Source organism: Cohnella boryungensis (assembly GCF_042651945.1).
Taxonomy (GTDB): Bacteria; Bacillota; Bacilli; order Paenibacillales; family Paenibacillaceae; genus Cohnella; species Cohnella boryungensis.
Genome location: NZ_JBHSED010000065.1, coordinates 274,745 through 298,258 on the forward strand (window position 1 = coordinate 274,745; position 23,514 = coordinate 298,258).

Consider the following 23,514-nt stretch of genomic DNA (forward strand, 5'->3'; position numbering starts at 1 on the left):
CTGCGATGGGAACCGAGTTCAGCGACTACCCTCTATTACTTATTGTAAAATTTCTTGTAGGCTTCCCTCTTTTCTTCAATCATTTCCGCGCCCCCCATGTCCATCCATTCCTTAACCTGCTGGTCGTAAGTGCTGTCGAATTTGTCCGGCTTGACGGTAATGATCTTGGCCATCATCGACTTCACCTTTTCACTCAGAATCTGGGAATACTTGATTTCGGCTTGCACAGGGATGTCGACGCGCGGAGCCGTGTAGCCATCGTTCGTGCCGATCTTGATGCTCTCAATCGTGAAATCCTTGAATTGGGGATCTGTTGCATTAGCTGCGATGTTCTTATCGGGTTCGTCCGTGCTCACGTATTTGCCGTTCATGATCATCGCGTAATCCTGGTTGTTGTAAAGAATCTGGTTCGCTTCAGGCGTAGTCAGCGCAAACGGGATGCCGTCGTCGCCGATTTCGTGAGATACGCCTTCCGGACCAAGCTGCAGCGCCAGAATGTTCTGCGGGTCGGCCATCCAGTTCAAATATTTGATAGCCGCTTCAGCGTTCTTGCTCGCCGCAGGAACCATCAGATAGATGCCGCTTGGCGTATACATCGGCTTCGGACGTTTGCCGTCATTCGTCGTAAACGGATCAATCGGCGCGAGCACCGCTTCGGGATTGTTTTTCTTAAGCGTGGCGTAAAAGCCGCTGTAAACGGGCTCGTTCGTGCTCGTCACCGCCGAACCGGCAACGCCTGTGACCACCTGTTGGGAGAATTCTTGGTTGAAATCTTTGCGAAGAGGGAAATCCTTGTCCAGCAACCCCTCGTTGTACATTTTATTCAGCAGTCTGAACGCTTCCTTGCTGCCTGCTTGACTCCAACCGTCCGGATCGGCATACATATCTTCGTCAGTGATCTGGCTCCAATCCCAGAACGAATTGATCATCGGCTTCAATTGGAAGTGCTGGATATTCGAGAAAGGAATCACTTTACCGCCGGTGTTGCCCGGATCCTTCTCCTTAAACGCCTTCATTGCCTCATACCACTCATCGGTTGTCGTCGGCAGCGGCAATCCAAGCTGGTCGAGCCAGTCCTTGCGAATGAAGGAAGTCGTTTGCGCCTGAATGACACGAAGAGCGGGAATGGCGTACTGCTTGCCGTTAAACACGCCGTCCGGTAGTGATGGCGCAAGTACGGTCTTGAGCTGCGGACCGAACTGATCGATCAGAGGGCCGAGATCTGTAATGCCGCCGCTTTGCACGTAGTTCTGAACGGTCGGCTTATCGTAGGTGAAGATGAGATCCGGCGCCGAGTTGGACGCCATCAGCACGTTCAGCTTCTTGACTTCCTCGGAACGGGGTACGGTAATCCATTCGACCGTAATATTGTTCGGATCGCCGAAGTTTTTCTGGACATACTGCGTCATCAAGTTGTCGGTCAGCGGAGGTGCGCCCGCCGGTGCGTTATTGCGATCGAACAGCTCAATCTTTAGCGTAATCGGCGGTCCCTTCTGCTCCGGAGCTGCGGATGCGGACTGAGTTGAAGGAGGAGCAGAGTTCGATGGTGCGGCCGGGCCGTTCGCCCCCTTGTTCGAGCTGTTGCATCCGGCCAGCGAGATGGCGGACGTCAGAATGACGGCCAGTACTGCGGTTGCGGGCTTGCGAAGAATGCTTCGCATGTTGTTGAGCCTCCCTATATTCATTTAAATGTATAGTGACTTTAACCGACGTAAGCATCGGTTAAAAACCGACTATCAGCCCTTGACGGCTCCAACTAGCATGCCGGAAATGAAATAACGCTGGAGCCACGGATACACGAGAATGATCGGGACCGTCGCGAACATAATGCTCGCGGCCTGTAGGCTTTGCGGTACCGGAGTGGAAGCGCTGAACCCCTCCTGGGCGGATGCGTCGTTCACGAAGCTGTTGATGACCATCTCATACAATTTCAACTGAATCGGATACAGATGCGCATCGTTGATATAGAACAGCGCGTCTTGAAACGTATTCCAACGATCTACCGCCGAATATAGGGCCAATGTCGCCAGAATGGGCAGAGACAGCGGCAGCACGATTCGGAGCAAATAGCGGAAATGGCCGCAGCCGTCCAGCCATGCGGAATCCTCCAATTCTTCCGGAAGCTGAGAGAAAGACGTCTTGAGTATGATCAGCAAGAAGGCGTTGATGAGAATCGGAAGAACCAGCGCCCATACGTCGTTCAACAAGTGAAGCTCCTTCACTAGCAAATAATTTGGAATGATCCCGGGATTAAAAAACATCGTCACGATAATCATTGCGAACAGGATGTTCTTCCCCTTGAAATTCCGCCTGCTGAGCGGATAGGCAGCCAGAATCGTCGCAATCAGACTGAGAACGGTGTACCCGACGACCAGCGCAATTGTAAACAACAACGAACGGATCATGCTGGTATCGCCCCAGATATCCTTGTAGGAGTTTATATTCCACTCGATGGGCCACAAAAACACTTCGCCGGACATGATGGCCCGGTTGCCGCTGAACGACAAAGCGAAAATATGAACCATGGGCAAAACGCAGAACAGACAGAAGACGCCGAGCAGAATCATGATAACGGCATTGCCGATCTTCTCGGAAGGATTTTGAATCACGGTCTAGCCCCCTTAGAAAATGCCCTGATTGTTGATTTTTCTGGAAAGCAGCTCCGCCGTAAGAAGGAGAATCAATCCAACGACCGATTGGAACAAGCCGACGGCAGTCGCGATCGCGAATCTGGCCGACTGAATTCCGACCGTGTAAACATAAGTGCTGATTACCTGGGAGTAATCTGTCACATAATTGTTTGTCAATACGTAAGGTTGCTCGAAGCCGATGTTCGCCATGTTGCCGATCTGCAGAATCAACAGCACGATAATGGTCGGCTTGATCCCCGGCAGCGTGACATGCCACATCTTGCGCATCCTTGCAGCTCCATCGATCTCGGCCGCCTCGTAAAGCTCCTTGTTGATTCCCGTCAGCGCCGCCAAGTAAAGGATCATACCCCATCCGGCGGAGTGCCAAACTCCGGTTCCCACGTATGTCGCGATCCATAAAATCGGTTTTTCCAGGAAAGGAATAGAGGAGATGCCAAGTGAATTCAGCATTTGGTTAAACGTACCGTAGTTGGTGGACAGCAACTCGATTGCGATCCCGCCTACGATGACCCACGAAATAAAATGGGGCAAGTACATCAGAGTCTGACTGACCCTTTTGAACCAGTGCACCCGAATCTCATTCAGCATGAGCGCCAAGACAATGGGAATCGGAAAAGTGAGCAGCCCCAGAAAGTTCAGCATCAGCGTGTTGCGCAAAGCCTTGTAAAACTCCGGAAGACCAAAGATCTCCTTAAAGACGTCGAACCCTACCCAAGGACTAGCCCAGATCCCCTTAAAAATGTTGTAATCCTTAAAGGCAACCAGGACGCCGCCCATCGGAATGTATCGAAAAACGATAAAGAAGGCCATCGGAACGATCATCATGAAATAGAGCGGCCATTGGCGATACAAGTAACTTCCCGCTCCCCTTTTCGGGAGTGTGGGAATCGTGCGGCTGAGATGAACTTCCGTAGTCACTTCCGTCGTCATGAAATCTATCCTTTCCAGCGGTAAAGTATAAGGCGCTCCTGGGTGAATCAATGAATCAATTGCTCCATCGCATGCGATGATTCAGGTGCATATTCATATTAGCAAGAGATATCCCCGCCTTGTATAAGAGAGATGCACAGATTGTTATAGGATTCTCCGACCCGGTAATTCCACAATTGCACGATACGATCGCATGACAAATAAGCGGCCCGGACAGTGTCCGGGCCGCCGATTATAATCACGAAGCGCTAACGTATGGAGCCTTTGGTCAGGTCGGTCGGATTGACCCCGACGTGCTTCTTGAACAGATTGCTGAAATAAGGGACGTTCTTGTAACCGACACGATCAGCCACTTCGTAGACCAGCATATTTTTCTCCAGAAGAAGCTCTTTCGCTTTCTCCATTCGTACCCTCGTCAAATAATTGTTGAAAGTATCGCCGGCGATATTCCTGAAAATTTCCGAGAGATAGTTCCGAGAAATACTGACCTTATCCGCAAGCTCGCCGATCGTTACGTCCTCGGCATAGTTCTCGTGAATATACTGCAGCATGAATTCAACAGCGTGCCTGTGCTTGTTGCTCCCTTTCCATTCGCGGCTTCGGCAAATCTCGGAAACCGTCGATTGCAGCCATTCCACAAGCGAATCCAGCCGTGTCAGCCGAACAATCTCCATTTGAGGCAGTCTGTCGGATAACATTTCGTTCACCACGATTCCGACTTCGTACAGACTATACGTAATGACGCCCCACAGTTCCCCTGCAATCAATTGCACCTCGGAAGGCATTAGCTTCCTGCTCTTCTCGAGGGATTGGAACTGATCCTCAATCAAACGGTAAGCCAGCCCCGCATGACCGTTCTTTATCGCGCTTGTCAGTTCCTGATAGAATTTTACAGGACGCGGCAGAGGGTGAGTCTCGGGTGAACAAATCTCCCCTGTAATCTCATAAAGCTCGAAGCCTTTAAGCGCAGGGCTTTCCCTGAGTTCAATTGCCCGGAACGCTTCCTCGGTAGAATCCGAGATTTGCCCCCAATGCTGAGTAGTGCGCCCCCATCCCATCCGCAGATTAACTTTCAAATACCGGCTTACGCTCTCGATAACCTCGGAACCGAATTGTCGAAGATTCATCCGCAGCTCCGCTTCCGCAAGTGAAGGTCCGGGATGAATGAGAACCGCCGACCGCGTACCGTGCAGCTCGGTGTATGCATACGTAGAGAAAATCTCGGAGGCGATTTCCCTGACGACATTGCGGACAGCAAACCGAATCAGGTTCATATCGGCAATCGAAAAAGCGTTCACACGCGCGTCCCGCGCGATTTCGATTCCGATCACGAGGTGACGGGCTTTCTTCCAAAATCCGTAGGCCGGCGGCAGCTCGTCATCCTCTCGGTAAGGGCGATCCAGCGTTCCCGACACTACGGACTTCACCCATTCTCTCTCAATAAAGGGCTGATAGCGGGTAAGCCGCTCCGACAACTCGACCTGCACCATATGCTTGACGTGCTCTTCGCGGATCAGCGTCACCGCTTTATGAAGCACCGTCTTCAGCGTCGCTACGCTTACGGGCTTGGTTAAGTAATCGACAACATTCAGCCTCATTGCCTGACGCGCATACTCGAAATCCGTGTAACCGCTTAGGATGACGATTTTGCCGAGAAAATCATCGCTGCGCAGGTGTTCGATCATCTCCAGACCGTTCATCACGGGCATGTAAATATCCGTAATCACAAGATCCGGCTGAGTCTGCCGAATCAGGCGCAGCCCCTCTTCTCCGTCCATTGCTTCTCCGACCCATTCGGCGCCGAGCTCGTCCCACGGAATCACTCGCCTCATGCCCTTCAACACGTTGCGATCGTCGTCGATAATTACGATTTTCCACACGGCTTTCTCTCCTTCAGCCCTCATACTCCTTCGCGGCATTTTGCAGCGCGTCGAACGCCTGCTCAGGCGACTTCTTACCGAAGCTCAACTCGTCGCGAACCATCGACCAGTCCTTGTCGATCCAGTTCGTCCAGCCGCTGGCGCCGGGTGTCCACTGCTGCCCGTCCCTCAGTGTCGCATTGTACAGAACCATGCCGGTTTGATCGGCCTCGCTAAAGGTCGAATCGATTGCATCCGCAACCGCTGAATTGACCGGAACACCCCGGCTCGTTCCCAGAATTTTGCCGGCGTCCTCACTGTTAACGAACCAGTCAATGAACGCTTTCGCCTCCTCCACGTGCTTTGAAGCAGCGGAAATGCCAAAAAACAAGGAAGGCTTCAGCCAGCCGCCCGCTTCTTCCGCTCTGGGCATCGTGACGAGCGCATAGGCGCCGGGTTTGATGCTGTCCCATGCTCCATAGCTGCTGCTGTAGCTAAGCCTGATCAAAATGGTCCCTTTTATCATCAAATCGGCCGACGGGTCGAACTCCTTGTCCGCAGCATTCACATCGGCGGGAGGAACCGCTCCGGACGCCCGTAAATCCTGCCACTGATAGGCCCATTCCAGAAACACCTGATTGTCGATATTGAACTGACCGGCATCCGTTATCAATGCCCCCTTGCCCCGCGCATACTGGTAAGCGCTATAAGCGAAAACATCGCCGGCATAGTCTTTGGTGAAATATTGGCCGGCGCCAAGCTTCGGCGTACTTTCTCTAGCAAGCTTAAAGAAATCCTCCCATGTCCAGCCGTTAATCGGCAACGGAATGGCTGACTTCTCCATGGCCGCTTTATCGTAGATCATCCCATGAGCGACCGAACCTAGCGGAACGGCATACAGCTTGTCGTTGAGATGCCCGAGATTCGTCAATTTGTCATCGATATTCGTCAGGTCTACGGCCCCCGTCAGATCGGCGAGCTGATTGCGGTATGCCCAATCGGCGACCCAACCGGGATCGATCTGAATAATATCCGGCGCATTTTTGGCCGCCGCTTGCGTGGTCAGCCTGTCCAGGTATCCATCCATGCCCGAATAGTCCGCTTCGAACGTCACATTGGGGTGCTCCTTGGCGTACGCCTCCAGCGCCTTCATCGTCACCTTATGCCGTGTTTGCGCTCCCCACCACATAATGCGAAGCTTTATGTTTTCTCCGTCAGGCCCTTCTCCTTTCCTGGGCAACGACTGCCCGTCGATGGAAGGGATGGGACTCGAAATGCCGACGCCGCATGCCGCAAGCGACAGGCACAGGACGGCAACGGCCGAAATGAAGGATAAGCGCTTCCACAGGGCCATAATCCTTACATCTCCCCCTTGTTTTAAGGTGTCTATTTTATCCTATCAATTCTATTTCGCCCTTTCATAGATGAGAAATGCACAATTTCCTTCATTATTATCCGATTTGTCGCTCCGGCCGCTCCTCGAGCAGCGGCAACTGAACGACAACTCTCGTCCCGCCTTCTTCACGCGGTTTTATCGCAATGCCGTATCTGCTTCCAAAGTAAGCGGAAATTCGTTCCTCGACATTTCGAATCCCGTAACCGCCGCTTTTTCGATGTAAGGCAGACTCTCCTCCTCCCGAGCGGAGTCCGACTCCGTCGTCCTCCATCTTAATCTGGAGCTGATCGCCGCTCCTTCGCATGACGATCTCGATCGTACCCTGGCTTCTTTGGTGAAATCCGTGAATGATGGCATTCTCGACAAACGGCTGCAAAACCATCTTGGGCATATAACAAGCGCCGAGTTCTTCCGGAATATCCGAGCGAAATTGCAGCAAGCCGTTAAAGCGAATCTGTTGAATTTCGATATAGCTGCTCAGATGCTCCATCTCTTCATGAACGGTAATGAACGTATTTCCGTTCGAAAGTCCGATTCTAAACATTCGGCCCATCAGTTCGAGAATGCGGCTTATTTCTTCCTGGTCATTGGCAATCGCCATCCAGTTTAGCTGGTCTAAGGTGTTATAGAGAAAATGCGGATTGATGTTGGCTTGAAGCGCATCGATCTCAGCTCTCCGTTGAAGCTCATGCCGTTGCCTAAGTGAATGAACGAGCTCTTGGATCCTTTCGTTCTGCTTGCGATAGCCCGAGAACAAATATCCGAACTCATTTTCGTAATCTTCTGGCAATTTGGCGTTTTCGCCTTCAACCGAGTATTGAATCATCGCGCCGACCAGTTTCTTGATCGGCATAGTGAATTGCCTGCTGATCAACACTGTCAGAATCAACGTAAGCAGAATAGCCAATGCACCAATTACGGCGATCGCTTTGGCAAGGGTTAAGCTGCCTTTTATAATTTGAGACCAAGGCGTCAACTCGACCATCGTCCAATCCGAGTTAAGGCTTCGGGAGAAAACAAGCAACGAATTGGAGCCGCTCCGAGGATCTAGTATCCGGAATACACCGGATTGTCCCTGCATATCTGCGGCCCATTGGGTCCATGAATCTCCGTCTGGCACGCTTCCGATATGCAGAACGGGATTCCCCGAAGCGTCCAGCAGCATCCGGCTGACCTGACCGCTTGATTGGCCGGCCAATACCCCCTTTAACATATCCGCCTTCACATGCATGACCAAATATCCGATCAGCTTGTTATTGTTGTTCATAATCGTTCGCGCAAAGCTCAAGACGGAAACCTCACCCTGAATAGCCTGACGTCGGTATTCGTCCGACCACGCCATGTCGTTGCGCTTGACGCTCTCGGCCCAGTATTGCTGGGACGCCTCCTCCAAATCCCGGAACTGGATGTAGCTCTCGGAGTCTCCATATTGCGGCTTGTGCATATAGACATCGATTCCTTCAATAAGAGGAATTGAATTCGTCAAGCTTGCCAAAGATTGCTTAACCTCTTTGAATTGCTGGTATCTGACGAAATCATCCTCGGCGTAGCTGCCCGCAAGAAGGGAAATCAGCACATTGTCTCTAGAGGTAGATAAGGAAATCTGTTCAATCGTCGTCAATCGCGTGGTGATTTCATTATTCAGAACGCTGAGCAGCTTCTGTTGGTTGCTCGAGGCTGTCGTTGCAAGCTCACTGGAGGTCAAGCTATAGCTAATCCATATCGTCGCCCCAATCATGATGACGATCAGCAACGCGAAGCTGCCGAAAAACAAATTGTCGATTCGGTACTTCTTGAATGGGTTCCCCATCGAATACCCCCTTTGTTAGCCGACCAAAAGGAAAGAACTACAAAATCTAACTATCATTATAATCCTATTATTTCAAACCGATCATGGCAACGCCTTCAACTAATAAATCGGGAATGGGACAAAGCTCCAACCACCGGAAAATAACAAGAACCTGAGCCTATAAATAGAAAAAGCCGCGATTTACGCGACTTTTGATGGGATAATCTTCTTAGTCTGTATTGTCCCCATGCTCAGGTAACAATCTTTTCAATTCTTTACGAATCTTTCGCAGAACATGACTCACTTCAACAACTTCGTTATACGTTTTAATTTCGAATGTTGTCTTAGGATTAAGGTTAATCCTTTCGATAAGTCCTCTATCTATTCCTATAAGGTGGTTTAACATAACATCCTTCAACTGTTGGTCAATTTCTTTATCGGCCAAAATCTTGAAAATCTCTTTCTTTGTATCGTCAAGACTTCTTATTGCGTCTGCCTCTAGCTCATTCGATTCAGTAGGCACCTCGGTATTTTCGGTTAAAATATCTTCTTTCATTATAAATCACCCTCATCCTATTCATTATGCTACTCTAACCATCCTCGCAAGTATTGCGCCGTTTCAAATCGAGGATCTCGTTAACGCCGTGCTCGTCGAACTTATCCAGCAGCGGGTCGCTGCCGTGCTTCAGCTTGAAGTCCAGCTCTTCCGAATAGAGCGGGAGGATGGCATAGAAGCTTACGGTTCGTCCATCCCCCATGTCTAGCGTAATAAAATCTTCGTCCACTTCGATTGGAGGCAGCAAAATGATACCGCTCATTCCCGTTTGCTGCGAGAGCGGCTCGGCCGGATCTCCATTAGGCATCGTATGCCCCCAGCCTAACCAAGTGTCGTAGTCATGGGGAAACCGGGCCAACATTTTCAGCCAGCGAATTGGCCAATAATGATCCGGATTTTCTAAATCTTCTTGGATCGGCCAATCCGGCGGCAAGCAGATCATCAGCTCCGCGTATTCGCAGCCCTCCGCTCCTTCAGGCGTATTCATGGGCATAAAGCTCATACCCGTTGTAATTAAAGTATAATAATTGCGTTCGGGAGTCGGTTTAATGAAGAAGACGTCAATATGAACGACATCCGATATGATTTCGTGATAGACGGAATCAATTTCCCCGATATACCGGGTCACATGCTCTTCGATTTTTTCGACCCACTTTTCTTCCCCGTACTCCGGAGGCCGCCATTCATGCTGTCTTTCGCCATAGCGATGGATCGGGCTTCCCGACTCCGAATATTCCGTCGATTTAGTCATGTTCGACTCTCCTCTGCTCCCTTATTTTTCTTCTCATTCATCATACCATAACGTTCCAATCATATTCTTATAAGAAAACAATAAGAAGGAGCGTACATTTCATTGCATAAAGTTAAGGTCGGTTTAAGGCCCATAATTAGCAAGATCAACATGCCCACTGTTTTGAAAACGACAATACTTCCGGGTGACTCCATCGAAAGATTGTTTATCGCAACCCAGGTAGGCGAGATCTTTTACATAGGGAACGGGGATGTTAGAACTTTTTTGGATATTCGCCCGCGAATCCTCAAGCTGGGCGCCTCTAGCGGCGGATATGATGAACGGGGATTGCTGGGGCTGGCATTTCATCCGAATTTCTACTATAACGGTCTGTTCTACCTCCATTATTCAGTTGTTGGAACCCAAGGCCCGGGAGCTCTTCCAGGCGCTTTTGAATCCTTTAAGCCTAACCCGTGCGATCCTAATACCTTAGACCTTAAATGGACAGATAGAGACATACACTATGATCATATTGATACCGTAGAAGAATGGATTCTGCAATCGAACGGCTCCCCCGTAAGACGGCGGACATTGCTAAACCTAAGAAGACCGTTTCTAAATCATAATGGCGTCAATAGCTTAAACTTCTCACCCGAAACAGGGAAGCTAGTTTTGACAACCGGAGATGGCGGTTCAGGCTACGATCCGTTTAATTTAAGCCAAGACGATATGGAGCTCGCAGGAAAAATCATCGAAATCGATGTCAATAAAAAAACATTAGTCGATCAACCGCCCGTTGTTACACGATTCAATGAGCTGCCCGTACCCATTCAGGAGACGCTTACGGTAATCGCCAAAGGAGTTCGCAATATAACCGGCCTTTCCTTTCAAAGATACTATGACCGGTATATCAAATATGCAGGCAATGTCGGACAGGATCTCGTAGAGACGATTTTTTCGTTCGTTCATTATCAGCCCATACCGGTTACAAGGCTAGTTCAACATTTCCTAATGAAATCCGAGCCTGACCAAGAGGAGTTTATTAATTTGGGCTGGAGAGGGTGGGAAGGCGCTCTTCCAACTGCGATATTAACGGCCTGCTCCGCGAACCCGGCATTGAAAGAGAAAACGATTGCTTACTACGAGGATGCGATAAAAACGTCAACGCGGCGCCTTCAGCCGCTTATGAGTTATTATCATGAAGATTCGCGATCCGGTAAGTTTAAGGCAACCGCTCTTACGGGAGTACAGCCCTATATGGGAAATGAAATCCCCGGTTTAACGGGAAGCGTCGTATTCGCCGATCTCGCTCGGGCTCAAGAAGCCCAGCTTCCGGTTAGAGGGGCGTTAGCCTATACCAGGGCCAGAATGGATTGTAAGCTGAACGATTATAGCATGATTGAAACCGATGATCCTTTTGGGTCTCAATCCGCTTATTACGTTAGCTTGGGAACGAATCTTAATCAATCCAGACTCTATTTAGGAGTATATGGCTCGATGAAAGTGGCGGATATTAACCAAGGTACGGTTTTTGAAATTGTTCCATAATCTCACGGAGGAACCGGAGCTGTTATTCAAGCAAGCCAAGTTCCTCATATACGCGAGCTGAAACAACGCCATTCTGTGCGATATGTTGGTCCTTTTGAAACCTTCTAAGCGCTTGGGCGGTATCGAAGCGAAACCTTCCGTCGCAAGTTCCCCTAAAGTACCCTGCGCTTTTCAAGCGAGACTGGATCAACTGGACATCGCCGCCGACGTCGCCTTCGGCAAGGTCTCTCGTGTCATGATTCGGATCCCCCAACACATGCCCCAATATGGTTACATTCGTTCCGACCGGAATGATGTCGTAGAGCTCCATCACATCCCGGTTTCTCATTCGAATACAGCCATGGCTCTGATGCTGTCCGATGGAATGCGGCTTATTCGTTCCGTGTATGCCGTAATTCCCCCACGGGACGTTTAGTCCCAACCATCGCGGCCCGAATGACGCCCCCCAATTCTTTCCTTTATAGGTGATTTGGTATTCGCCAACGGGGGTTGGGGTCGAAGGATTTCCGACTGCTATGGAGTATTCCTTTACTTTTTGCCCCTGCAGCTTGACAACTAAGCGGTGTTGCACGGGATAGACTTCAATGGCGTAAAGCCCGTATTTCGCGTTTATTGGCAGCACTGGATCGGCATGTACAGAATTTACCTTCAGCGTGGATACGATGAAGACAAATACGAACAGGTATCGAAATAAACGGGTCATGTTCTTCACCTTCTCTTCTTTCCCTTGTGGAGTTAAAGGAGCTGCGACGAATAAAGGCTATCCGTTAATCACGATGCCTCCGTTAACGTGGAGGAATTGTCCGGACATGTAGGAAGATTCCTCCGAAGCGAGAAACACATACGCAGGCGCGACCTCGCGTGGTTGTCCCGCACGCTTCATCGGAGTATTTGCCCCCCAATTGGCGACTTGCTCCGCGGGAAACGAGGCCGGAATAAGCGGTGTCCATATATTTCCGGGACATACCCCATTCACCCGTATTCCGCGGGATAGCAACGATTGGGAAAGAGAGCGAGTAAAAGCGACGATCGCCCCCTTCGTTGCGGAGTAATCGATCAGTTGCTCGTTCCCCTCATAAGCGGTTAGAGAAGCCGCATTAATGATGGCGCTCCCAGGTTTCAAGTGCGGTAAGGCAGCCTGGGTTAAGAAGAAGACGGAATGGAAATTGGTCCTGAATGTCTTCTCCATTTGTGCTGCCGTGATATCTTCGAAACGGCTTTGCACATGCTGTTCCGCGGCATTATTCACAAGAATGTCCAGCTTGCCGAATTCCTGGACGGCTTGGCTTACGGCTTGCCGACAGAAAGCTTCCTGGCCAATGTCTCCGGCGATGCAGAGACAGCGACGTCCCTTTTGTTCCACGACCTGTTTCGTTTCTTCCGCATCCTGGTGTTCATTCAAATAAACAATCGCGACGTCCGCTCCTTCCTTAGCGAATGCGACCGCGATTGCGCGTCCCTGACCGCTGTCTCCGCCAGTGATGATGGCGACTTTGTCCTTTAGCTTCCCGCTCCCCATGTAACGGGGATCGTCGAATTCAGGCCTTGGCGTCATCTGCGACTCGATGCCGGGTTGTTGATTCTGATGCTGAGGAGGAAAAGGCGTCGGTTGCAAGGTTTGAATATTCATGTTCATGGCAAGTTGTCTCCTTATAACATAATCGGATAGTCCGGATATACGGCCTGCGTCGTGGGAACTTCAATTAATACGGGCTGAGCGCTAGTTAGCAAAGCTTGCATATATTCGTCAAAATCCTCCGGGGATTGCGTGCGATAGCCCTTCCATCCGCAGGCTTCCGCAAGCTTTACATAATCCGGATTGGTGATGGCGGTCCCTTCCGGCGCTATACCCATCTCCCCCATCTTGTTGCGTTCCATTTGCAGGCAGCCGTTGTTTAAGACAATCATGACTATAGCCAATCCATAGCGGGATGCGGTCAACAGATCGGCAAGGACCATCCCTAGCCCGCCGTCTCCCGTTAGACAGATCACTTGCCGCTGGGGGTAACACAATTTTGCGGCCATCGCGGCGGGCAGGCCGAATCCCATCGTTCTCCACTGTTCGGACACAAGCACGCGCTGACGCTTGGCTCTGAAATTCCGCATGAACCATAGCGTAGAGTCGCCCTCGTCTAAAGCGATGATCGCATCGGGAGAGACATGATTTTCGATTTTCCGGACGATACAGGAAGGATGCATGGGCATATCGGCGCCATTCCCTTCCGACTCGTTCCGGTCCTTCCATGTTTGTTTGCAATCCCGGATGCGTTCGATCCAGGCAGAATTTGGTTCAAAACCCTTTAACGCTCGGTTTAGCTGGGCCACGATCGTGGCAATGTCCCCGACAACGACGCCGTCTGCCGGCATATTCGTGCTAATCTGGTTCTGTCGACATGCAATTTGGATCACACGCGCCTCTAGTGGAGTCTGGTTGTCCGGCCACCAAGAAGTACCGATGGACAGAACGACATCCGCCTCTTTGAACCTGCTCGCGAGATACGGATTGCCGCCTTCGCCAAGTCCTCCTACCGCCAGCGCGAAATCGTCGGCGATGACTCCGATCGAGCCATAGGCGTTCGCGACTCCGCTTCCCCAAGCCAGAGCCAGTCGCTCAATCTCCGCCTTCGCGGATCTTCCCTTATCTCCCACTAATATCATCGGGTTCATCGCCGAGCGCAAGATTTGTCCGGCATTCTCAAAACAGTTAGGGTCCGGTAAGCTGTTAAAGCTTCGGATCGGTTCTTGCGGTTGGAATTGCGTCTGCATGTTAAAAAGATCCATCGGAATGGAAATATGGGACACCGTCCCCCTTGTTATGGAGGCATGAATGGCCGATTTCATTGAAGGGATTACGGAATCCGGATGTACCACAAGCTGCGTGTACCCGGAGATGGCCTGCAAGAGAGATTGCTGATTAACGAACTGCTTGTATGGCGTTCCGATTCGATTCAGAGGAGCTTGTCCCGTGATCGCGAGAACGGGATATCCGTCCAGATATGCATCGCCTAGTCCGTTCAATAAATTCGCTAACCCCGGCCCCATTTGCGCGGCGCATACGGCGAGCTTTCCCGTGCACTTCGCCTCCGCCGAAGCCATGAGCGCAGCGACGGATTCGTGTTTGACGGAAATAAACCGAATCGTGCCACGCTTGGCGATCGCATCCATTAAACCGAAGATGGCATCTCCCACTACCCCGTATATTCGCTCGACTCCGCACCTGAGAAGCTGTTCAAGGATGGCTTCGGAGACAGACATTTGCGGCATCTACATTGCACCTTCCGATCCAGTTTCAGGTAGCTTGTCAATTCAGGTTAGCGCCTATTCATGCATAGCGAATTCCTTTCTATGGAATACTGGAACCATATGGATTGATTAAGGGAAAGAAGGAATCGACTTGGGTTGGAACGGATGGTCTCTCGACAGGGTAATGGTTTTAGCGTTTGGATTACTGTTTCTCGTCCTATTCGTGCAGGTTACGCTGTTTCATTATCGGCAAAACTTCCGGCATTGGTCGATGTGGATCCCCGTCATCGCTACGCCGTTGTTCGGTCTCTGCTTGCTCGTGTTTTCTTTCTGCAAAGCCGCATGGCTTTCGAGCTTGCTGTCCGTATTGCTGTCCGTCGGAATCGCGGCTGGTGCTTTCGGTACCTATAAGCATGTCCATGGGGTCGGAAAACGCGTAGACGGCTTCAAGTTGCGCAATTTCATGGTGGGTCCTCCGCTCACCCTGCCCGCGATGATCTCTGCCGTCAGTCTTCTGGCCTTGTTCGCGTTATATTGGAGGTGACTGTGATGCCGAATTACGATACCCAATATCCAAATTTCGATGTCATGCGCGAGAAGGAGCATTGGGATTCGCATACCCGTGAAATCGTGATCGAACGTTTAACGACGGAAGCCCTTCGCTCGTATCAATATTTGTCCGACCAAGAGGCTGAAACCCTGTTTCGGATTTGCGCGATATTGCTTGACGACGATCGTTCTCCGATCCTCTCTTATGTCGTTTATCACTTCGAATCCGTCCTGCAATCCGGCATCGGAGAATCTCAACGCAAATCCGGCGTTCCCAATCAATCTGATCTCATCCACGGCGGGCTGACGTGGCTCGATCAAGTCTGCGAGGAACGGTACGGTCTGAAATTTGTTGCATTGGACAAGCCGGTACAGGAGCTGGCGATTCAACAAGCGGTCAATGGCGACTTCACCCGTGCATCTCTAGCCGTCCCTATTCCGGTTAAGGATTGGATAGATAAAGTGTTGGCCGAAGCCGTTGCGGCGTATTATTCGCATCCTTCTATCTGGTCGGAGATCGGTTATGCCGGACCGGCTTATCCGCGCGGATACGTTCGTTCGGAGCTGGGATTAACCGACCCGTGGGAGGCAAGAAGAGATGGCAAATAACGAAGAATCGGTCACGCATCATACGGTTCATGAGCAGGGGCGTCGCGATAACGATCTTGCGCGGCGGAAATACAAAGATCACGCGGATATTTGCATTGTCGGAGCCGGGGCTGCGGGCGGCGTATTGGCTTACGAGCTCAGCAAAGCCGGGCTTAAAGTGGTGGTGATCGAGGCGGGGCCGTTCTGGAATCCGCAGACGGATTTTGCCAGCGACGAATTGTCGATGACTCGTCTGGGATGGCAGGATACACGAATCGTAAGCGGCCAAGATCCGCTGCAGCTTGGCCATAACAATTCCGGCAGAGGCGTAGGCGGAGGAACGACCCATTTCACGGGCGTGTTTTTACGGTTTCACGAAAGCGATTTTCGTACGAAGACCTTGGACGGCGTCGGAGAGGATTGGCCGATCTCCTATCACGATTTGGCCCCGTATTACGACAAAGTCGAACAGGATATCGCCGTGTCGGGTCCTAAGCATTTTCCGTGGGGGGCATTCAACGGTCCGTATCCCTATCCGGAACGCGAACCCATTAGCGCCAACGCCGAAATCTTCCGCATCGGCTGCGAGAAACTCGGTCTCCGCAGCGTGGTGACTCCCTTGGCTATCAATTCCGCGCCGTTTGATGGGCGTCCCCCTTGCATCAACCGCGGGTTTTGCAACCAAGGATGTTTGCCGAACGCGAAGTTCAGCACTTTGATCCATCATATTCCCAAAGCAATACAATTGGGCGCCGAAGTGATATCCGACAGCATGGTGACGCAAGTCCTTACAGATCAAGAAGGCCGTGTAACCGGCGTGACCTTCGTTCATGACGGAAACACTTATGAGCAGAAGGCCCGGATCGTAATCTTGGCGAGCTTCGTCGTGGAAACTCCCCGCCTGCTCCTGCATTCCGCCAATTCCCGGTCACCTGACGGTGTAGCTAACTCTAGCGGATGGGTCGGCAAAGCGATCATGCCGCACAGCAGTAACGATGTATATGGCAAATTCGAGGAAGAAATTCGGCTCTATAAAGGAACGCCGGTATTAGCCACTACACAGGATTTATATGAAAGCGATCCGAGTCGCGATTTTGCCCGGGGGTACACGCTGCATGCCCATGGATCTCGCCCCGTCGAGATGGCCAAAGGCATCTCCAAAAGCGCCAAGCTTTGGGGACCGCAATTGCGCCAAGCCATGCTGGACTACAACTTTTATGGAAGAATCACGCTGGTTGGGGAGGTTCTGCCGGACCCGGCGAACCGCGTCACGCTCGCCGAAGAGAAGGATGAATACGGCATGCCGCTCGCTCACGTCTCTTTTACTTACGGACAGAATGATCGCGCGCTGATTGCTCATGCAGTTGCTAAGATGAATGAGGTCATTCAAGCCGCAGGCGGAACGCCGGCTTTCGTCACCGAAGATACGGCCCATTTGATGGGGGGTTGCCGGATGGGCGCCGATCCGACGACGTCCGTTACGAACAGCTTCGGACAAACGCACGACATTCCGAACCTGTTTATTGCCGGCGCGAGTCTCTTTGTGACTTCGGGCGGCGGCAATCCCACGAATACCGTCATGGCGCTAGCGGCGCGCTCTGCGGGTTACATCATTGAACAGTTGAAGCAGGGGGAGATCTAGTGTATTTACTCGCCTGACAATTCAAGGCTTCCCGTCATACGGGCGTATCTACGCGGCTTGCTTATGGCTGCGTATTTGTCGTTCTTTGATCGTTCATGTCAACGAATGGCCCCTTTTAGATTATGTAGGGTTATTCCTACTGCCAGTACATTCGTATAGATCGATCATAAATCCGCACATTCACTGAAGTATTAGGTATTTGCTGAGGTTTGATTACATTAGGTAAATGTACTGTACCGATTATTCATTTATACATAAGCTAACCGTGTGATGAACAATCACAAATAAACAATTCGGTGGTGAATGCTTTGAGCGGAGGTATCGGACACGGCGGAATGCAGGCAGCAGCTTTTGTTCTTGTACTCTTCATTCTCTTGGTTATTATCTTAAGAGCTGGCTCTGGCTACTAATCGGATATCGCTTGAACCCGCGATGCCATAATCATCGCGGGTCTTTTTTTTAACCCGTTTATGTTTTACACATCCGATCGGCGATGACCACGTTTATGATTTGAGCCTTCTGACTTACCCCTTTTTCTATCTCTTTTCTTGCGTTTCTGCGTCATGAAATCAGGAACAGTCGATTTGATTGGTATAGTCAGGCTGAAACGAGAGTTATCAAGAGTGATTTCTCCTGTGTCGCCATCGGTTGACTCCTGGTTGCTATTCGATGTGTTGTTGGAAGAAGAAGAGGAAGAAGGATTGGTTACATTTCCGAAAATAATCGTACCTTCGTTGTTTTCAATATGAATCCTTCCGATATGACAAGTCATGAAATGATCAGCTTCCTTTTATTATTTCAACGTTGTCGGTACATGCTGCTATTTTATGTGAGTGTGTTAGCATCGGCATTGGCTTTTCCAATAGTAACTTTAGCCCGATCTTCTTAAATCTTCCCTATCATCCTTCCCCCGATAAGCATTTTTGAAGATTCGCCCATGCCGAGCACGCACAGAAAAGACTGCTGAGCAAGCGCCAGCAGCCTTTCCGTTCAAGCTTTGATTCCCTATCTAATTCACAGTCAACACCGGTTTATTGGAGGTGTTTTCTTTGCTGTTAAACCTTATACTTGCACCGTTACTATTCTCGACCTGCAGCTTGAAGGTCCTTTTTTGTTTCCGCTTATCTGGCTATTTACATAACTCGTTGCATCGATGCTCAAGGAACGGAGATTAAACGGAGATACGCTAATCATTATGGGACCGGGGGCGCCGCTGTCGAACTCGTTACGTTGCGGAGTTTCAGGCATTTGCCCGGGGGCGGCGGATCAAGTGGAGAAAACGGCTGTAGATGATTGGAAAGACGAGCGGGCTGCTTGGCGGTTCACGCGGTAGAGATGCGCGAAAGACCGTCCTCCATTGGACGGTTATTCCGATGCGCTGCGTCGGCGGCAAGCCGGAATTGTCTATCCATAGCTGCCCTTCTTACACCCGCCTTTTATACGTCCTCATCGCAAGGAAATAGGCCACGAGCATTATTCCGACGCACCACGCAAGCGCGATCCATATGTCGTTGCCGGGCGGCTGACCTGACAGCATTGCGCGGATAGCTTCCACGATTGAGGTTACCGGCTGGTTCTCGGCGAAGACGCGTACGACCGTCGGCATCGACTCAGTCGGCACGAAGGCCGAGCTGATAAATGGCAGGAAGATAATCGGGTAGGAGAAGGCGCTAGCGCCGTCAACCGTCTTTGCAGTGAGCCCGGCAATTGCCGCGACCCAAGTCAAGGCCAGCGTAAACAGCGCTAGTATGCCGGCTACGGCAAGCCATGGCAGTATTCCCGCCGACGAACGAAAGCCCATTATCAACGCTGCGAGAAGGATTACAACCACCGATATAGCGTTCGAGACCAGCGAGGTCAACACATGCCCCCATAGCAAGGCGGAACGTGATATCGGCATGGTGTGAAACCGCTCGAATATGCCCCGCTGTACATCCGTAAACAGCCGGAAAGCCGTGTAGGATATTCCGCTGGCAATCGCCATTAGAAGTATGCCGGGTAACAAGTAATTCACGTAGTTATCCGTTCCGGTTTGAATTGCACCGCCGAGCACATAGACGAATAGCAGCATCATGGCAATCGGCATGATGGTGACCGTGATAATGGTATCCATGCTGCGGAGAATATGGCGCATGGAGCGTCCTAGCATAACACTAATATCGATAAAAAAGTGCTTTTTCGCCGCCTCCATTTACTTCCCCTCCTTTTTGCCGACGATGGCGAGAAAGATTTCCTCTAAAGTCGGCTGTTTTTCAACATACTCCGCCTTTGCTGACGGAAACAGCTTTTTTAACTCAGGGAGCGTGCCGCTCGCGATAATTGTGCCTTCATGCAGAATGGCAATATTGTCGGCAAGCTGCTCGGCCTCCTCCAGATACTGCGTAGTTAGCAATACGGTCGTACCGCTGTCCGCAAGCTTCTTGACGACCTTCCAAACCTCGATACGCGCCTCGGGGTCGAGCCCTGTGGTCGGCTCGTCGAGGAATAGGATCTGCGGATTTCCTATAAGGCTCAAGGCGATGTCGAGCCTGCGGCGCATACCGCCCGAATAGGATGACACCCTGCGGTCTGCCGCTTCCGTTAAGCCGAAGCGTTGCAACATGTCATCCGCAATCTGGCGAGGGTTTTCAAGGTACCGCAGCTTGGCAATCATGATCAGATTTTCCCGTCCGGTCAAAATCTCGTCCACGGCTGCAAACTGTCCGGTCAGACTGATCGCCTGTCGCACATGATCGGGCTTCGAAGCGACATCGAATCCATGAATGATGGCGGTTCCGGCATCTGATTTGAGCAGCGTGGCGAGGATTTTGACCACTGTGGTCTTGCCCGCCCCGTTGGAGCCGAGCAAGGCAAAAATACTGCCCTTCTCCACTTCGAAATCTACGCCCTTTAGCACTTGAAGCTGCTTGTAGGATTTTTGCAGGCCCTTTACTTGAATCGACTTGGTTTGCTCCGTTTGCATCGGGTTACCTCCCTTATATGACCGTTACTTTAGACAGATCGACGACCCATAGGCCTTTAAGCGCAGCAAAAGTCAGCTTATCCATCGTCGCGCCGTCAAAGCAGACCGTTTGGAAGTCACGGTAAGATTTGTTGGTCACGGAAAATGGCAGACGGAACGACACGTTCTTGAGGGTCGCTCCCCTAAACGAAACGTCGTTCAGTGCAGATTTGTCAAACTTGACTCCGATGAAGGTCTGCCCCTCAAAGCTCTGCCCCCGCAGATCGCAATATTTGAAATCAACGCCGTTAAAGATACAGTTCTCAAAAATCGTTTTTCTAAGGTCGGATTTGGTGAACGTGACGTCGGTCAGCTTTACGTCTTTCAATTTTGCCCCGTCCAACCCGGACGTGCTGAAGTGGGTGCGAACAAAGATGGTTTTATTGAAGCTCGCATCCGTAAGATCAAGGCTGGAGAGGTTGCAGTCTGTCAGATTTGCGCCGTCAAATTTGGCTTCTCGCGCATCGCTAGTCGCAAACGAGCTGCCGGTCAAATCCGCGCCCGCAAAATCGGAACCATGCAACGCGCTGCTGTTAAACCGCCCGTTGTGGGCCGTAACGCCCGCAAAATCGCTTTTCGCCAGGTTGCTTGCGCTAAAGTTGACCAGCACTTGCCGTTCCAGCGATCTGGAGAGGTTGGAAACCTCAAGAATCGTTTGTTCGATGTCGCCGATGCTTTCAATGGTCATTTGAAAGGCAGTGTCATCGTCTTTGCCCTCGGCTCTAAGTTCGCTGTACCGCTCCTGCAAATCGGAGAGCAGGTCTGCCTTTAATTCGCCGACGCTCTTCACCCCGTCATATGGCGTAAAAATGCCATTCAAATGATCCGTTAGTTTCTGATTCATCGCATCCAAGCTCCCTCATAGTAAGTTTTCTAACACACGCTTTGCATACTCCCAATTGCTTTTATTGCGGGCGTATGTATCCTTGCCCTTTGCGGTAATCCTAAAATACTTGCGTCGTCCGCCCTGAGATTCATCGCCCCAATACCACTCGATATCTCCGTCTGCCTCAAGCCGCCGGAAGCTGGAGTACATCGTCGCTTCCTTTAGTTCATACTCGCCTCCCGAGCGCTCGGCAATCAGCTTGACAACCTCGTAGCCGTAACGATCAGCTTCGGACAAAAGCCGTAAAATCATCGTATCCGTATGTCCGCGCAGCAGGTCGGATGTGATTTTGTTCTCGCTCATTCAAGCACCTCCATATATGCATAATAAGTCACACTACTATGTCTGTCAAGGTAGTATTTCAAATGAAATACTTTGCCTGAAGACAACCTGTATGTCCACAACGAAAAAACCGCGCAGAGCGCGGCTTCCTTAAGACGATACTTGCCAAGTTATTCAATATCAATGTTCAACATACCCTCTACACAAGTAACTGCATAACCGCCAATTAAGATTTTATCGTTATCCTGAAATCGAACCTCCACCTTGCCATTTCTCCCAATGCAATTTCCCTGACTAGCAACATAGTTCGACTGTTTGATCAGATCAAGCCTTCTAACGAGTGTGGCCACGCACCCGTTGCCGCTGCCGCACACGGGGTCTTCCTCAACTCCTTCATTAGGTGCAAATGACCGCACTTCTAAATCGGACTCTTTATTTTCAGAATCAAGCCCAAACACGGTTACACCTGTTACTCCTCGCGGAATCCATGCAGACAGCTTTTTCATGTCGGGTTTCAGACTTCGAACCTCATATGCATCAGAAAGTTGTATCGTAATCCAAACGGCTCCAACATCAATCGTAGCACTGGCATTAACGCTATTCAACGGGACTCCCAGGGCATTTGCCAGCTGAACTAATTGATCGGAAGGGATGTCCTCAATGCTGGACTCCGGCAAAGTAAAGAATAATTTATCGCCATCAATTAATATCGAGACAAGCCCGCTGCCGCATTCCTGCACCAGGCCCCCTTCTGTCTTCGGTTTCAGTCCATGTTTGAGCACTGCAAAAGCCGATCCAATCGTAGGATGTCCAGCAAAAGGGAGCTCGTTGTGCGGGGTAAATATGCGCAATTTGTAGTCGGCCCGCGGATCTGTTGGCTTGCATACGAAGGTCGTTTCCGAGAGATTCGTCCAATTGGCTACGGCCTGCATCTCATCCGTTGACAGGCTGTTCCCATCCAGAACAACGGCAACGGGGTTTCCCTTAAATCGTACATCTGTAAAGACATCAACTTGTTGGAATGACAATTGGTGATTCATTTCTTCCACCTTCCGAATATCAAGTGTACCTTCTCAGTTTATATGCGACGCATAATCATGGGCGGTTGTTCCATACATGCTCTTAAAATGCTTATTTAAGTGGGTTAAGTCGACAAAACCGCAAGCAGCCACGGCTGAATAAATATCTTTGTTTTTCTCGATCAGCTGCTTCGCGCGTTCAATTTTGCAATTTAAAAAGTAGCGGTAAGGCGATATTCCGGTATGAGCCTTGAATACTCGGATAAACTGGAACTTGGACAGATGAATCTCTTTGCAGATTTCGTCAAGCATGAGCACTTGTTCCAGGTTGGAATGAAGCATGTCCTTCACTCTTCGAATGAGTGCATCCTCCCGCTTATCGTCCGTCGAAAGCTATGTTTGAATGAGGGTATCCGTCAGGGACAGGAATAATTCATTGCAATAAGCCTCATTCCCTTCACTCCTAATGGCATTGGCAAGCTCCAATATACGTCGTTTCAACCAAGCATCGTATACAATCGGTTTAGCGAATCGTAAGATTTCCTTTTTCTCTATAGCCTCCATGAACAGTTCGGGATTAACATAAAGCATGACGTAATCCAAATTCGTTCTATCATGCGCCATCCCGTCATGCGCCTGTTCAGGGCTAAACAGCATAACGCCGTTCGGATAAGACAATTGGCTGTGCCCTTCCAAGGAATACTCCTGAATCCCGCGAAGCGTAACTCCGATCGCATACTCCTGGTGAGCATGTTTTTTATAAGTAAAATCAGTCATGCTTGCGAACAAAGCCGTAACTCCAGCCGATTTCTTATATAGAAAATGGTTCATTACAATCCCCCTCC

22 protein-coding genes and 1 pseudogene are annotated in these 23,514 nt (G+C 50.5%); 5 read left to right on the plus strand and 18 right to left on the minus strand.

Translation table 11 applies throughout. The annotated features are described in order from the left end of the window. Nucleotides 1-35 precede the first annotated feature (35 nt). The 8 genes from ACFO1S_RS24965 to ACFO1S_RS25000 form a co-directional block, all read right to left on the minus strand. Nucleotides 36-1,661: an extracellular solute-binding protein gene (locus tag ACFO1S_RS24965; protein ID WP_204602245.1), complete on the minus strand. Its 1,626-nt coding sequence runs from the start codon at nt 1,659-1,661 to the stop codon at nt 36-38. A gap of 75 nt (nt 1,662-1,736) precedes the next feature. After that, nucleotides 1,737-2,609 carry a carbohydrate ABC transporter permease gene (locus tag ACFO1S_RS24970; protein ID WP_378127770.1) on the minus strand — a complete coding sequence of 291 codons (873 nt, stop codon included), beginning with the start codon at nt 2,607-2,609 and terminating at the stop codon, nt 1,737-1,739. A 12-nt stretch (nt 2,610-2,621) separates the two neighbouring features. Beyond that, entirely contained in the window at nt 2,622-3,581 is a 960-nt protein-coding gene (locus ACFO1S_RS24975) for an ABC transporter permease (RefSeq protein ID WP_204602243.1), read from the minus strand. Between the two features lie 248 nt (nt 3,582-3,829). Then, a complete protein-coding gene (locus tag ACFO1S_RS24980) occupies nt 3,830-5,461 on the minus strand; it encodes a response regulator transcription factor (RefSeq protein WP_204602241.1) in 1,632 nt (543 codons plus the stop codon). Nucleotides 5,462-5,474: 13 nt separating this feature from the next. Continuing rightward, nucleotides 5,475-6,794 (minus strand): ABC transporter substrate-binding protein, encoded by a 1,320-nt coding sequence (locus ACFO1S_RS24985; RefSeq protein ID WP_204602239.1) that lies wholly within the window; start codon nt 6,792-6,794, stop codon nt 5,475-5,477. 97 nt (nt 6,795-6,891) lie between these two features. Beyond that, nucleotides 6,892-8,646 (minus strand): sensor histidine kinase, encoded by a 1,755-nt coding sequence (locus ACFO1S_RS24990; RefSeq protein WP_204602230.1) that lies wholly within the window; start codon nt 8,644-8,646, stop codon nt 6,892-6,894. 208 nt (nt 8,647-8,854) lie between these two features. Continuing rightward, entirely contained in the window at nt 8,855-9,181 is a 327-nt protein-coding gene (locus ACFO1S_RS24995; RefSeq protein ID WP_204602228.1) for a hypothetical protein, read from the minus strand. A 34-nt stretch (nt 9,182-9,215) separates the two neighbouring features. Continuing rightward, a complete protein-coding gene (locus ACFO1S_RS25000) occupies nt 9,216-9,932 on the minus strand; it encodes a suppressor of fused domain protein (protein WP_204602226.1) in 717 nt (238 codons plus the stop codon). 102 nt (nt 9,933-10,034) lie between these two features. Between ACFO1S_RS25000 and ACFO1S_RS25005 the strand changes: the two genes are divergently transcribed. Continuing rightward, nucleotides 10,035-11,459, plus strand: coding sequence for a PQQ-dependent sugar dehydrogenase (locus tag ACFO1S_RS25005; protein WP_204602224.1), 1,425 nt, complete (start codon nt 10,035-10,037; stop codon nt 11,457-11,459). Between the two features lie 22 nt (nt 11,460-11,481). Here ACFO1S_RS25005 and ACFO1S_RS25010 read toward each other — a convergent pair whose 3' ends face one another. The 3 genes from ACFO1S_RS25010 to ACFO1S_RS25020 are packed head-to-tail and all read right to left on the minus strand — an operon-like array spanning nt 11,482 to nt 14,723. Further along, a complete protein-coding gene (locus ACFO1S_RS25010) occupies nt 11,482-12,162 on the minus strand; it encodes a L,D-transpeptidase family protein (RefSeq protein WP_204602223.1) in 681 nt (226 codons plus the stop codon). Nucleotides 12,163-12,219: 57 nt separating this feature from the next. After that, complete coding sequence (locus ACFO1S_RS25015; RefSeq protein WP_378127806.1) at nt 12,220-13,083, minus strand: SDR family oxidoreductase; 864 nt, start codon at nt 13,081-13,083, stop codon at nt 12,220-12,222. A gap of 26 nt (nt 13,084-13,109) precedes the next feature. Continuing rightward, a complete protein-coding gene (locus ACFO1S_RS25020) occupies nt 13,110-14,723 on the minus strand; it encodes a thiamine pyrophosphate-binding protein (protein WP_204602221.1) in 1,614 nt (537 codons plus the stop codon). 130 nt (nt 14,724-14,853) lie between these two features. On the opposite strand from ACFO1S_RS25020, the gene ACFO1S_RS25025 reads away from it, so the two are divergent. From ACFO1S_RS25025 to yjcZ, 4 genes are all read left to right on the plus strand, one after another. Next, entirely contained in the window at nt 14,854-15,246 is a 393-nt protein-coding gene (locus ACFO1S_RS25025) for a hypothetical protein (RefSeq protein WP_378127774.1), read from the plus strand. A gap of 5 nt (nt 15,247-15,251) precedes the next feature. Beyond that, nucleotides 15,252-15,860 (plus strand): gluconate 2-dehydrogenase subunit 3 family protein, encoded by a 609-nt coding sequence (locus tag ACFO1S_RS25030; protein WP_204602217.1) that lies wholly within the window; start codon nt 15,252-15,254, stop codon nt 15,858-15,860. Next, nucleotides 15,850-17,481 carry a GMC family oxidoreductase gene (locus ACFO1S_RS25035; protein WP_204602215.1) on the plus strand — a complete coding sequence of 544 codons (1,632 nt, stop codon included), beginning with the start codon at nt 15,850-15,852 and terminating at the stop codon, nt 17,479-17,481. The genes ACFO1S_RS25030 and ACFO1S_RS25035 overlap by 11 nt, the downstream gene beginning before the upstream one ends. Nucleotides 17,482-17,816: 335 nt before the next feature. Continuing rightward, nucleotides 17,817-17,891, plus strand: coding sequence for a sporulation protein YjcZ (yjcZ, locus tag ACFO1S_RS25040; RefSeq protein ID WP_204602576.1), 75 nt, complete (start codon nt 17,817-17,819; stop codon nt 17,889-17,891). A 65-nt stretch (nt 17,892-17,956) separates the two neighbouring features. On the opposite strand, the gene ACFO1S_RS25045 is transcribed toward yjcZ, so the two are convergent. The 7 genes and pseudogenes from ACFO1S_RS25045 to ACFO1S_RS25075 all read right to left on the minus strand — a co-directional run bounded on the left by ACFO1S_RS25045 (nt 17,957) and on the right by ACFO1S_RS25075 (nt 23,500). Beyond that, nucleotides 17,957-18,253, minus strand: a complete 297-nt coding sequence (locus ACFO1S_RS25045; RefSeq protein WP_204602214.1) for a hypothetical protein — start codon at nt 18,251-18,253, stop codon at nt 17,957-17,959. 651 nt (nt 18,254-18,904) lie between these two features. Beyond that, nucleotides 18,905-19,672 (minus strand): ABC transporter permease, encoded by a 768-nt coding sequence (locus ACFO1S_RS25050; RefSeq protein ID WP_204602212.1) that lies wholly within the window; start codon nt 19,670-19,672, stop codon nt 18,905-18,907. Continuing rightward, entirely contained in the window at nt 19,673-20,443 is a 771-nt protein-coding gene (locus ACFO1S_RS25055) for an ABC transporter ATP-binding protein (protein WP_204602210.1), read from the minus strand. A gap of 13 nt (nt 20,444-20,456) precedes the next feature. Further along, nucleotides 20,457-21,326 (minus strand): pentapeptide repeat-containing protein, encoded by an 870-nt coding sequence (locus ACFO1S_RS25060; protein ID WP_204602201.1) that lies wholly within the window; start codon nt 21,324-21,326, stop codon nt 20,457-20,459. Between the two features lie 15 nt (nt 21,327-21,341). After that, on the minus strand, nt 21,342-21,671 hold the full coding sequence (locus tag ACFO1S_RS25065) for a PadR family transcriptional regulator (protein WP_204602198.1): 330 nt from the start codon (nt 21,669-21,671) through the stop codon (nt 21,342-21,344). A 149-nt stretch (nt 21,672-21,820) separates the two neighbouring features. After that, on the minus strand, nt 21,821-22,690 hold the full coding sequence (locus ACFO1S_RS25070) for a PhzF family phenazine biosynthesis protein (protein ID WP_204602197.1): 870 nt from the start codon (nt 22,688-22,690) through the stop codon (nt 21,821-21,823). A gap of 33 nt (nt 22,691-22,723) precedes the next feature. Further along, nucleotides 22,724-23,500, minus strand: a pseudogene (locus ACFO1S_RS25075) (helix-turn-helix domain-containing protein). Between the last annotated feature and the right edge of the window lie 14 nt (nt 23,501-23,514).